Source organism: Serratia sp. TMDUHS_CL (assembly GCF_037137105.1).
GTDB classification, from domain to species: domain Bacteria; phylum Pseudomonadota; class Gammaproteobacteria; order Enterobacterales; family Enterobacteriaceae; genus Serratia; species Serratia nevei.
This window is the reverse complement of sequence record NZ_JBBBDV010000009.1, coordinates 62,432-74,554: the sequence shown is the minus strand read 5'-3', so window position 1 is coordinate 74,554 and position 12,123 is coordinate 62,432. Positions and strand designations below refer to the sequence as shown.

13 protein-coding genes are annotated in these 12,123 nt (G+C 60.2%); 7 read left to right on the top strand and 6 right to left on the bottom strand.

The annotated features are described in order from the left end of the window. Nucleotides 1-301: 301 nt before the first annotated feature. Nucleotides 302-526: a DUF2594 family protein gene (locus tag WCL58_RS16915; protein WP_004927950.1), complete on the top strand. Its 225-nt coding sequence runs from the start codon at nt 302-304 to the stop codon at nt 524-526. A 121-nt stretch (nt 527-647) separates the two neighbouring features. Continuing rightward, the gene (locus tag WCL58_RS16910; RefSeq protein ID WP_038875376.1) at nt 648-989 is read left to right on the top strand and encodes a GlpM family protein; all 342 of its coding nucleotides are present in this window, start codon (nt 648-650) and stop codon (nt 987-989) included. 19 nt (nt 990-1,008) lie between these two features. On the opposite strand, the gene WCL58_RS16905 is transcribed toward WCL58_RS16910, so the two are convergent. Further along, nucleotides 1,009-1,440, bottom strand: coding sequence for a hypothetical protein (locus WCL58_RS16905; protein ID WP_038875373.1), 432 nt, complete (start codon nt 1,438-1,440; stop codon nt 1,009-1,011). Nucleotides 1,441-1,610: 170 nt separating this feature from the next. Then, nucleotides 1,611-1,925, bottom strand: coding sequence for a hypothetical protein (locus tag WCL58_RS16900; protein WP_060419594.1), 315 nt, complete (start codon nt 1,923-1,925; stop codon nt 1,611-1,613). Between the two features lie 540 nt (nt 1,926-2,465). Between WCL58_RS16900 and WCL58_RS16895 the strand changes: the two genes are divergently transcribed. Then, entirely contained in the window at nt 2,466-2,825 is a 360-nt protein-coding gene (locus WCL58_RS16895; RefSeq protein ID WP_004927961.1) for a hypothetical protein, read from the top strand. A gap of 47 nt (nt 2,826-2,872) precedes the next feature. Here WCL58_RS16895 and WCL58_RS16890 read toward each other — a convergent pair whose 3' ends face one another. The 4 genes from WCL58_RS16890 to WCL58_RS16875 are packed head-to-tail and all read right to left on the bottom strand — an operon-like array spanning nt 2,873 to nt 6,462. Continuing rightward, complete coding sequence (locus WCL58_RS16890; RefSeq protein WP_141958766.1) at nt 2,873-4,141, bottom strand: NAD(P)/FAD-dependent oxidoreductase; 1,269 nt, start codon at nt 4,139-4,141, stop codon at nt 2,873-2,875. Beyond that, complete coding sequence (locus WCL58_RS16885) at nt 4,134-4,394, bottom strand: (2Fe-2S)-binding protein (RefSeq protein ID WP_084826452.1); 261 nt, start codon at nt 4,392-4,394, stop codon at nt 4,134-4,136. The genes WCL58_RS16890 and WCL58_RS16885 overlap by 8 nt, the downstream gene beginning before the upstream one ends. Then, nucleotides 4,391-5,515, bottom strand: coding sequence for an NAD(P)/FAD-dependent oxidoreductase (locus tag WCL58_RS16880; RefSeq protein WP_060440233.1), 1,125 nt, complete (start codon nt 5,513-5,515; stop codon nt 4,391-4,393). Before WCL58_RS16880 ends, WCL58_RS16885 begins: the two co-directional genes overlap by 4 nt. After that, nucleotides 5,515-6,462, bottom strand: coding sequence for a 4-hydroxyproline epimerase (locus WCL58_RS16875; protein WP_141958765.1), 948 nt, complete (start codon nt 6,460-6,462; stop codon nt 5,515-5,517). Before WCL58_RS16875 ends, WCL58_RS16880 begins: the two co-directional genes overlap by 1 nt. 389 nt (nt 6,463-6,851) lie before the next feature. On the opposite strand from WCL58_RS16875, the gene WCL58_RS16870 reads away from it, so the two are divergent. The 4 genes from WCL58_RS16870 (at nt 6,852) to WCL58_RS16855 (ending at nt 12,118) form a co-directional block, all read left to right on the top strand. Continuing rightward, nucleotides 6,852-7,706 carry an AraC family transcriptional regulator gene (locus WCL58_RS16870; RefSeq protein ID WP_060419604.1) on the top strand — a complete coding sequence of 285 codons (855 nt, stop codon included), beginning with the start codon at nt 6,852-6,854 and terminating at the stop codon, nt 7,704-7,706. A gap of 209 nt (nt 7,707-7,915) precedes the next feature. After that, entirely contained in the window at nt 7,916-8,836 is a 921-nt protein-coding gene (locus WCL58_RS16865; RefSeq protein ID WP_060440235.1) for a dihydrodipicolinate synthase family protein, read from the top strand. A gap of 55 nt (nt 8,837-8,891) precedes the next feature. Further along, complete coding sequence (locus WCL58_RS16860; protein WP_141958763.1) at nt 8,892-10,508, top strand: aldehyde dehydrogenase (NADP(+)); 1,617 nt, start codon at nt 8,892-8,894, stop codon at nt 10,506-10,508. Between the two features lie 44 nt (nt 10,509-10,552). Beyond that, complete coding sequence (locus WCL58_RS16855) at nt 10,553-12,118, top strand: APC family permease (protein ID WP_060440237.1); 1,566 nt, start codon at nt 10,553-10,555, stop codon at nt 12,116-12,118. The last annotated feature ends 5 nt before the right edge of the window (nt 12,119-12,123 follow it).

Here is a 12,123-nt window from a genome sequence, read left to right as displayed (position 1 = left end):
AATCGGTGCCAGCCGCCTCAAATAATTATAATAACCCCAATGGTTCAACAATAACGTGCCGGACAAATACTTGTTAACCGCCCCGAAATAACTTACCGATAATGGATGATTCAGGCTGGCGGTGAACGGGCGCTGCCCACCGGCGTGAGTGGAGCAAGCCCGGTGCAGATGATGGACGCATGCTATGCTATACTCCGCGCCCAGTTAAATTCGCCGCCGCGCATGGGGCAACGTTTAGCCCGCGCGCGGTGCGCCAAAGCAGCTTGTATCAGGCTACGGCCTCAAAAAATCAGGAGAGAAAATGAGCAACGTTGATTTCACTACGTCTGCAAACCCGGAGATCTTGGCGACCGAGGTTGCCTGCCTCAAAGCCACGCTGACGCTGATCCTGAAGTCGATCGGCCAGGCCGACGCCGGGAAAGTTATCATCAACATGGAACGTTTTATCGCCCAGATTGAAGATCCCACCCAAGCGGAAATCTTCAAGAACAGCATTCAGCAAATCAAGCACGCTTACCGTCAGTAAGCGTTGCGTCTCAGACCCGCGCTTCATGCGGGTCTGCTTTTCCCCGCGTTACACCACACCCCATTGATCTTGCACGTGCTTTCGGGCAGTGTGTTGGCTTTCCCCCACACCCGAGACCATTATGGGCATCCTTGTCAAAGCGCTGATCGGCGCACTGGTTGTGGTTCTGATCGGCCTGCTGGCCAAAACGCGCAACTATTATATCGCCGGTTTAGTTCCGCTTTTCCCCACTTTCGCCCTGATTGCGCACTACATTGTCGGCAACGAGCGTTCCATTGCGGCGCTGAAAACGACGCTGATTTTCGGCATGTGGGCAGTGCTGCCCTATCTGGTGTATTTGATTTCTCTGTATTTCCTGATTAACAGCCTGCGGCTGTCGTTGGCCCTGGGGGCGGCGGTGCTGTGCTGGATTGCGGCGGCGTGGCTATTAATTACCCTATGGGGATGGTGGCAAGGACGTTAACGCCCTTGCCCGGCCGGGGTTACGGTCGCCCCGCCTGCAAAACGAAACCGCGCTGCCGGTCACCGGCGATGCGCAGATAACGGCTTTCACCGGCGCGCAGCGTCATCGGTATACTGCCTCCGGTATCACGCCAAATGCACAGGTGATTCTCGATCATATCTTGCCCGATACTGACCGAGATATTGCCTGGCGGCACGCGAAACTCTGCTTTTTCTTTCGCCTCCAGCGAAGCGGCAAACTCCCCATTCACATAGACGCCGGTGCGGCAGCTGCCTGCCAGCATTCCGCTGTCGCGAACCACCACCACCGTGGCGTAAGGCGTATCCGGGATATTCTGATAGAGCATCAGACGGCTCGGGGGCGGTAACTGAGCCTGTTGCGGCGGTATGGCTTGAGTCGCACATCCCGTTAACAGCGCAGAGGCAAATAACAACGCGGCGTAATGCTTCATCCTTGGCTCCTGAAGAAAATAATGCTTATCGTAACAAGAGAATAGCTGCCTCCAGTAGCATTCATGTCGCAGAGGCGAAAAAATCGGACAACTTCCCACGCCCCCACCAACCCGCAGGAATAGGAAGATTCTGCATTAAAGCTCTTGAAATAAAGGAGATTCTTGCAAATTTAAAACTTGACCATGCCACGTTGGATATCTGCCGCAAACGCACCGCTGACGTAACTGAAACCATCCGGCGTGACGTAAACCCGGGTATGGCCGGTCTCTGATAACACCGCCACCATATATCCCAGGCTGATCATTTCATGTGAAGGCACATTCATCGGGGTTAGAAATCCACGCCCGCGGCACCACTGATAAAAGCGAGTTCGCCCATATCCCAACACGGTGCCAACATCAGAGAGGTGCTTAAACGTATCATAATCCTCTGATGATGAAGGTAAACCGTCATGACTTTCAGGCGTTTTCTTTATCCCAGACAAAATAAACTCCTTTTTGACTCTGTCGCTAACGGTTATCCTTCATCTGAGCTGAATTTAAAAAATCCAAATTTAAAATGCAAATGAATTCCCTGTAACTAAAAATCCTTTCATGGATGAAATCTGAAAATAAAACCACAATAAAAAAACAGAAATAAAAAAATAAGGTATTAATACCGGGAATTAAATCTTAGGTATGGGTAAATATCCTAAATAAAAATGACATTAAAATAGGATAAGAAAATACTTAGCCTGCATATTGTTTCCCTTCTCAAAATGATGCAATGGCGATCGGTATATTGCGGCAAAAAAGAGAATGGATAAAACCAGCGTCACGTCGCCCTCTCGTCGTGAGATCGCGATCCCTGCCGGCCTCCCTCAATTCGCCACATCCTCTCTCGACGCGGCGCTACCTCAATCATACCTAAACAATAACCATTATCATTTCCAATTGTTCCGTCAGTTTATTACACTTTCTCACCTCGCCAGTTAGGAACATTCCTAGGCGGCGAGCCCCAGGATAGAGAAAGAATTAGGGACACCATGAAGAATTGCCGTTGTTTGATTGTTTTGCCGTTATTGATGTTGACCGCCTGCACACAATGGGAAAGGCCCGGCGCGGTTGAGAGTACCCGGAATGCCGAATATGCCGAATGCCGTAGCCGCGGCTATGATCGCTTCCCCCCGGACGTGGTGCGGGACGTGGAGTTCAGCTACGAAAACAAATACATTCCTTGCGAGAAGAACAAGAAAGACTGCCCATCGGGATACCGCTATGACAAGGAACCGTCGATTAAAACAGTGCAGACCGATCGCAATCAGTCCGCCCGAGACGCCACCATCGAAGCCTGTATGTACGGCAAAGGCTGGCGTGAGAAAACCTACTATTGGCCGCAATGGTGATGCAGCGACGTAGGATTGGACTGAAACGTCACCGCAGCGATGCGCCATCAATTGGCATCGTCGCTGCAATGCCCTCCCAGAGCAACCAGCGTTTCCGCTCTGACCGGCGTTAAAGGCACACGCGGTGGCGGTAAAGGCCAGCCCAAAAGCTGCCTCGCCGCCGTCGCACAGACTTTGCCCTGGCAAGCCCCCATGCCACAACGGCTGCTCAACTTGGCCGTGTTCCAATCTGGCTGATGGCTAATTTGTTCCAGCATGACGTCTTCGCAGCGACACAGTATCGTTTGCGGTTTGGCCAGCGAATTCAAGCGATCATCAAGTGCAAAGGTGCTTGCCACCGCCGTGGCGAAACGTCGCCACTGCCGCCGCTGCGCCGCCAGGCGCTCTGCCTTTTCCCGCTGCCCAGTGGCAGCATAACCGGCGATAGCGCCTTCAGTGAGTGCCAATTCACTGCCGCCGATGCCGGTACACTCCCCGGCAGCAAAAATATGCGCCAGGCTGGTTTGCTGCCAATGATCCACCGCTACGGCGTCGTGTTCTATCCGACACCCCAGCAGCATCGCCAACTCAATATTCGCCACCAGGCCAAAACCGCAGGCCAACCTGTCGCAGGCGATCGTTCTCTCCCGCCCGCCGTTATTGACGTGCACCGAGGTTAAACGTTCCTGCCCCAACGCCGCCAGTACCCGGCTGCCGGCAAGGTAACGACGCGGCATCAGGGAAAACGCCTGACGCAGTTTGGCCGGCCAGCGCCACAGCCCGCCGGCGAACGCCGCCAACCGCCAAAGCGGCGCCTGTTCCGCCACCAGCACTACCTCGCCGCCGGCCTGTTTCACGCTGTTCGCCACCGCCAGCAACAGCGGACCACTGCCGGCGATCGCCACTCGCTCACCGCGGATCGCCAGCCCCTGCTTGATTTGCGCCTGTAGACCACCGGCGCCGGTCACCCCCGGCAGCGTCCAGCCGGGAAACGGCAACAACAGTTCACGCGCGCCATTGCATAAAATCAGCTTCTGATAGCGAATCACGCCGCAGCCTTCGGCATCTTCATAGGCCAATCGGTTAGCGCCACACTGCGCCACCAGCTTGCAGCCGGACTGCAGCGCAATATTTTCCATCGTCGCCACCGCCTGCCGATAGCGGTTCGCCGTTTCAGGCAAAGCCACCTGCGGCCCATCGCGCCAGATTTGCCCGCCGGGATGCGGATTATCATCAATCATTCGCACCTGGCCACCACTTTCCGCTGCGGCCAGCGCCGCCGCCATGCCGGCCGGCCCGGCACCGACGATCAGCACCTCACAGTCGAAGTTACTCATCATCGCTCCTCTCAATGCGCATACCGGCTTGGCACAGCGTCTGGCACGCCAGACGACGCAGACCATTAATGGTCACCCGGCACTCCTGGCAAACGCCCATGCCGCAAAAGGGGGGGCGCGGTTGGTGAGAAATAGACAACCGACAACGATCGTCGCCACACAGGCTGAGTGCCGCAGCAACGCTAATGCCAACCGGCACCCGGCAGGGATCGCCATCGATGCTCAACGTAAGCGTGTTTTGTCCTTCATTCATACCGGCAGCTCCTCGGCAGCAAACGCCCGTGCCGCCAAATACGGGGTATCGTCAATCTCCGGCGTTTGCCGGCCGATCTGAGCAGTAATCAGCGCGGCGCTGCCGAGGGCAGTCGTGACGCCCAATCCCTCGTGCCCCAACGCCAGCCACAGCCAGGAATGCCGCGGATGCACGCCCAGCAGCGGCAGCCCGTCGACAGAGGCGGCGCGCAGCCCGGTCCAGCAGCGAATGATGTTCATCTGCGCCAGCGCGGGCAAGAAATGCTGCGCACGCGTGAGCATCGCCGCCAGCACTGGCATGTCCAACGCCGAATCGACGGCATCGAACTGGCGGGAAGAACCGATCAGCCATTGCCCGGTGGGCCGTGCCTGCACATTGAATGCCACCGATGTGCCGCCGCTGGCATGCGCGCTGGCACCGTATCCCAACTCCACCAACTGATGCCGCACCCGCGGCGGATAGCGATCGGTGATCGCCAGATGGCCCTTCTTGGCGTGCAGCAAAGTCTGCGGCAATAGGCTATTGGCCCTAAGGCCGCAGGCCAGGACCACCGTCGGCGCAGCCAGGCGCCTGCCGTCCGCCAGCCGCACAGCCCCCTCTTCCAGCGCGGCTGCTTCGCCATGCACCACGTCGATCGCCGCGCCACCGTCGGCCAACAGCCAGCGAGCCGCGAGCGGCGCATACAGAATGCCGTCGCCCGGCACCCGCAGCCCACCGGCCAGGCCGTGCCGCAGCATCGGCTCCATGGCGGCGATCTGCTCCGCCGTCAGCAATTCAGCGGCTACGCCCTGCTCCGCTAGCCGCGCCCGCTTTTGCTCGGCGATGGCCATTTCATCCGCTTTATCCGCCAGCCATAGCGTTCCGCAGCCGCGCCAGGCACACGCTTGCGGCATGCGCCCCGTCACTTCACGCCATAACCGCAGCGAATAAGCGCTCAACGCCAGCTCGGCCGGGTTGTCGTCCATGCACACCAGATGCCCCATGCCGGCGGCCGTAGCGCCGGCGCGGCGATCGTCCACCACCGAGACGCGATACCCTTCCCGCGCCAGCCACCAGGCGCAGGCGGCACCGATGATGCCGGCGCCGATCACGATGACATCGGCTTTCCGCCCGACGCCCATCAGCGTATTCCCCAGACAAAGGGATCGCGTTCGTCGAGCAGCAGTTGGCTATCGGCGCACACATAGGCTTGCCCGCGAATAAAGGGGGTAATGCGATCGCCATTCCGGCGATAGTAGGCCTGAAATTCGCTGCCGATCACGCTGGCCTGCTGCCACTGCGTGTCCGGCGGCAGCTTGCCGTCCGCCGCCAGACACGCCAGTTTGGCACTGGTGCCGGTGCCGCACGGGGAGCGATCGTAGGCTTTTCCGGGGCACAGCACGAAGCTGCGGCTGTCGGCCTGCGGATCGTCACCGAACAGTTCGATATGGTCTATCGCTCCGCCGTCTTCACCGCAGATACCCGCCTGCTCCAACGTCTGCCGCACCGCCCAGGTGAACGCGGTCAACGCCTCCAGATTTTGTTTATCGATGGGCAACGGCGACTCGCCGATCAGGAAGAACCAGTTGCCGCCCCAGGCGATGTCACCCGTCACCGGCCCGTAACCCGCCACCTCAAGCCGCACCTGGCGGCGGTAACGATAAGCCGCCACGTTCTCCACCGTGACGCTGCCGTCCTCGTGCAGCGTGGCGTTTACCGGGCCGACCGGGGTCTCTATCAGGTGACGCCCGGCGTGGATGCGCCCCAGGTGCGCCAGCGAAGCGATCAGCCCGATGGTGCCGTGCCCGCACATGCCCAGGTAGCCGCTGTTGTTAAAGAAGATCACGCCGGCGGTGGCCTGTGGCGAACAGGGGCGGCACAGCAACGCCCCCACCAACACGTCGTTACCGCGCGGCTCGAGCATCACCGCACAGCGCCAATCGTCATAATGTTGCGCGAAACGCGCCCGCCGTTCCGCCATGCTACCCTCGCCAAGATCGGGAAAGCCTTCCACGATCAGGCGGGTCGGCTCTCCGCCGGTATGAGAATCGATCGCCCGCAAAGCGGTGATATGCGCAGAAAGTGCCATCGGCGTCTCCTGGGTTAATGAGATGTTACCAATGGCGTTAGCCTGAACGAATGTGGCCATTACGGCTTGATGCGTTTCGGCGCGGCAAATGAAGAAATCAGCACAGTGACAAAAGTCAGGCCTGACGCGTCACGGGCGCGCCCTTAACGAAAACCATAACAATAACTTATTTATCATAGCCTTAATTTCATGCTAAACCTCCCCGTGGCGAGAAGCGCCGCAGTTTTCAAGCAACCGCCACGCACCGCGCGGCAAAAGTATGCGGCAATCCGCATATTTGGCAGGCGGCCGGAAATAGCGCTTGATTCGTTAAAGAAAAGTTAATATTGATGCGAAGACATCAACCCGAGCCGCCTGTTTTTCCGGCTAACGACCGAAAAGGGACAGCTATGCGATTCACTTCAGACTATCAGCCTCCGGTTTCTCTCTCTCCGCCTTCGCTCGTGGGGCTGCCGGAGCAAGAGGACGTTTTCGCCGTTGAACATCTGTCGCGCCTGTGCGACGGCCTGGCGCAGCAGCGCCCGAACAACCTGCGCGATCTGCTGAATACGCTGGCGCTGATCGCGCCGCTGCTGAACGCGATCCCTAACGTGGTGTTCTTTATCAAAGACGCCCAGGCCCGCTACCTGCTGGCCAACCTGACGCTGGCCAGGCGCTGCGGTTTCAAAACTGTTACGCCGTTGCTGGGCAAGACCTCCGCCGACGTTTTTCCCGCCCAGCTCGGATCCGGCTACACCGAGCAGGATCTGCGGGTATTGCGCCACGGCGTGCTGATCCAGGATCAGTTGGAAATGCACCTGTACAACGGCCGCGAAACCGGCTGGTGCCTGACGCAAAAGCTGGCGCTGTACGACGCGCAGGGAAAAATCATCGGTATGGCGGGTATTTCTCACGATCTGCAGGAGGCCAGGGCCCATCACCCGGCCTACCAACGGCTGGCGGCGATCGACGTGCACATCCGCCGCCACTACGCACGGCCGATCGCGCTTGAGGAGCTAACGGCGCTGACCGGCTTGTCGGTGGCGCAGATCGAACGCTACTGCAAACGTATCTTCCACCTCACCCCGCGCCAGATGATCCACAAAGTACGGTTAGAAAAGGCCACGGAACTGCTGGCCGGCGATCTGCCGATCACCGACATCGCGCTGCTGTGCGGCTACACCGATCACAGCGCCTTCAGCCGTCAATTCAAAGCGATGACCGGCTCTACGCCGCGCGATTTCCGCCTGACGCTTTCCGCTTAATGCGCTGATTTATCTGGTTACCCCCCCTCTTTTCACGGTGCACCGGCGCCCGGTTTTTTCACGCCCGCTATTCGGCGCCATTGTGCCAATTTCGTCGCGGCAATCGGCGAAAAGCGTCAAGCCTCTCCGCGCAATACCGGTCAATCTGTCGGTGAGCCTTACCAAAGATTCACTTTTCATTAACACTTTCGGACGACAGGACAAACACGATGAGCCATAAAGCCATAAGCTGGAGCGGCGTATTCCCGGCGGTGACGACCCAGTTCCGCAACGATTTCTCTCTGGACCTCGATGCCACTCATACTGTGATTAAAAACCTGGTGCGCGACGGCGTCTCCGGCCTGGTGGTGTGCGGCACCGTCGGTGAAAACACCTCGATGACGGTGCAAGAGAAGCTGGCGGTGATCGAAGTGGCAAGAGACGCCGCCGACGGTAAAGTTCCGGTGATCGCCGGCATCGCCGAGTTCACCACCGCCTTCGCGCAGAACATGGCGCGTGAAGCGCAAAAGGCCGGCGTCGACGGGATTATGGTGATGCCGGCGCTGGTCTACTCCGCCAAGCCGCACGAAACTGCCGCGCACTTCCGCAGCGTCGCCGGCGCGACCGATCTGCCGATCATGGTCTACAACAATCCTCCCATTTACAAAAATGACGTCACGCCCGACATCCTGACCTCGCTGGTCGACTGCGAAAATATCGTGTGCTTCAAAGACTCTTCGGGCGACACCCGCCGCTTTATCGATCTGCGCAACGAAGTCGGCGATCGCTTCGTGCTGTTTGCCGGGTTGGACGATGTGGTGCTGGAAAGCCTCGCCGTTGGTGCGCAAGGTTGGATCTCCGGCATGTCCAATGCCTTCCCGCGCGAAGGAGAAACGCTGTTCCGGCTGGCGAAGGAAAAACGCTATGAGGAAGCCTTGGCGCTGTACAGCTGGTTTATGCCACTGCTGCACCTCGATGCCCGCCCCGATCTGGTGCAGTGCATCAAACTCTGCGAACAGCGGGTCGGCCGCGGCAGCGCCGTCACTCGTCCGCCGCGCCTGCCGCTGCAGGGCGAGACGCTCACCGAGATCAACGCCGTGATCGAGAAAGCGCTGGCCACTCGCCCTGCGCTGCCGAACGTCGGCCTGTAACACCTTCATCGCCCGGCCATGCCGGGCGTCATGCTTTCTCTACCGGGGGGAACCGATGCCCAACGATCGCTATGCCGCCATCAGCGGCCAACAATTTATCGGCGGCCAGCGCTGCGCCGCAGGGGAAGCGACGCTGCTCAGCCTGCGCGCCGACGACGGTGAACCGACCGGCTACCGCTTCCACCAGGCCACGGCGGCAGAAACCGCCGCCGCCGCAGAAGCTGCCGCCGCGGCCTTTGCACCCTATTCGCAGCTCAGCGCGGAACAACGCGCGAACTTTCTCGACGCCATTGCCAAGGAGTTAGACGCGTTGGATGAGGCTTTCTTCGCCTTCGCCATGCAGGAAACCGCCTTGCCGCCGGCGCGGTTGAGCGGCGAACGCGCCAGAACCAGCGGCCAGATGCGGCTGTTCGCTACGCTGCTGCGGCGCGGCGACGTCGAGGGCGTGCGCATCGACTGCGCGCTGCCGCAGCGCTCCCCCCTGCCGCCCCCCGATCTACGTCAATACCGCACGGCGCTCGGCCCGGTGGCGGTATTCGGCGCCAGCAACTTCCCGCTGGCGTTCTCCACCGCGGGTGGCGATACCGCCGCCGCGCTCGCCGCCGGATGCCCGGTCGTGTTCAAGGCGCACAGCGGCCATATGATCACCGCCGAGCTGACCGCTCAGGCGATCGAGCGCGCCCGGAAACGCACGGGGATGCCTGCCGGCGTCTTCAACATGATCTTCGGCAACCGCGTGGGAGCCGACCTGGTACAACATCCGGCGATTCAGGCCGTGGGATTCACCGGCTCACTGCAAGGCGGTCGAGCGCTCTTCGATCTGGCGACGCAACGCCCTCAACCCATCCCGGTCTTCGCCGAAATGTCGAGCATCAATCCGGTCGTGATCCTGCCACAGGCGCTGGCGCGGCGCGGGCAGCACATCGCGCAGGAACTGGTCTCTTCCTTTACGCTAGGTTGCGGTCAGTTCTGCACCAAGCCCGGCGTGATCGTCGCGCTGCGTGGCGCCGCCTTCGATCGGCTGGCCGAAACGATGAGCGCCTTGGTCAACGCCGCCGAGCCGCAACCGATGCTGAATACCGGCACGCTGGAGCACTACCGTCACGGCCTGGCGGTCCTCGATGCGCACCCGGGTATGCGCCGTCTGGCGGGCCGCAGCGAAACGCCCCCTCATCGGGCGACGGCCCAGCTGTATCAAGCGGAGGAGGCGCTGCTGCTGCAGGCCGATCCGCTGCTGCAACAGGAGGTCTTCGGCCCGGCCAGCATCCTGGTCGCTGTAGATAGCGAAGCACAGCTGTACGCGGCGCTGGCGGCATTGCAAGGTCAGTTGACCGCCACGCTGCTGGCGGATGACGGCGATCTCGATATGGCCGCCGGGCTGACGACGCTGTTGGCACGCAAAGCCGGTCGGGTGCTGTTCAACGGGTATCCGACCGGGGTAGAAGTGTGCGACGCCATGGTGCACGGCGGCCCCTATCCGGCGACCAGCGACGCACGCGGCACCTCGGTAGGCACGTTGGCCATCGAACGTTTCCTGCGGCCGGTCTGTTTGCAAAACACGCCAGCGGCGCTGTTGCCGCCACCGCTGCAGGACGCCAATCCGCTCAACCTGCTGCGGCTGGTGAACGGCGTATTCACCCGAGATCCCCTGGTTTCACCTGCCAAAAATTAGCCCGGCCGCATCTGCCTGCCACTCAATAACAAAAGGGTAATACCATGACAACCCAAGGCAAATTCAAGAAGCAGCTTACGCTCACCGATCTGACGTTCATCGGTCTGGGCGCCATCTTCGGCTCCGGTTGGCTGTTCGCCGCCAGCCATGTCTCCTCCATCGCCGGCCCGGCCGGCATCTATTCCTGGCTGATCGGCGGCCTGGCGGTGCTGCTGCTCGGCATCGTCTACTGCGAACTGGGCGCCGCCCTGCCGCGCGCCGGCGGCATCATTCGCTATCCGGTGTTCTCGCACGGCGAGCTGATGGGTTATCTGCTGGGGTTTATCACGCTGATCGCCTTCTCCAGCCTGATCGCCATCGAAGTCGTCGCCGCCCGGCAATACGCCGCCGCCTGGTTCCCGTTCCTCAGCCAGCCGGGTTCCGGCGACCCTACGCCGATCGGCTGGCTGGTGCAGCTGGCGCTGCTGTGCTTTTTCTTCGCGCTCAACTACTACAGCGTCAAAACCTTCGCCAAATCCAATAACCTGATCAGCGTGCTGAAATTTCTGGTGCCGCTGCTGGTGATCGTGGTGTTGTTCAGCTTTTTCAAACCGGAAAACCTGCACAGCCAGGGCTTTGCTCCCTTCGGTTCCGCCGGGGTTGAGGCCGCCATTTCCGCCGGCGGCATCATCTTCGCCTACCTAGGCCTGACGCCGATCATTTCGGTCGCCAGCGAGGTGCAAAGGCCGCAGCGCACCATTCCCATCGCGCTGATCCTGTCGGTGGTGCTGTCCACCATCATCTATGTGCTGCTGCAGATAGCGTTTCTCGGCAGTATCCCCAGCGAGATGCTGAGCGGCGGCTGGGCCGGTATCAGCCAACAGTTCTCCCTGCCGTTCCGCGATATCGCCATCACGCTGGGCATGGGATGGTTGGCATTTCTGGTGGTCAGCGACGCGATCGTTTCACCGAGCGGCACCGGCAATATCTATATGAACGCCACGCCTCGCGTAATCTACGGTTGGGCGCGCGCCGGCACCTTCTTCAAACTGTTCACCCGGGTAGATGGCGAGTCCGGCATTCCCCGCCCGGCGCTGTGGCTGACCTTCGCTCTCTCGGTATTCTGGACGCTGCCGTTCCCGTCGTGGGAAAAGCTGATCGGCGTGGTGTCCGCCGCGCTGGTGCTGAGCTACGCCATCGCCCCGGTCACCGCCGCCGGGCTGCGGCGCAATGCACCCGATATGCCGCGTCCGTTCCGGGTGCGCGCTTTCTGCGTGCTCGGCCCGTTGTCGTTTATCATTTCGGCGTTGATCGTCTTCTGGTCCGGCTGGGATACCGTCTCCTGGCTGCTCGGTTTGCAGATCCTGATGTTCTTCATCTACATCCTGTTCAAAAATCAGGTGCCGACCCACGCCGTTAGCCTCCGGCAGCAAATTTGGTCCTCGCTGTGGCTGATCGTCTTCTATGCGCTGGTGATCGCACTCTCCTACCTCAGCAGCTTCGGCGGGATCAGCGCCATTGCCCACCCGTGGGACACCCTTACCATGGCGGTGATTGCGCTGGCGGTTTACTACTGGGGCGCCTATACCTGTTTACCCCAGGCCAATTTTATCGGCGATGAAGAAGAATGAACCCA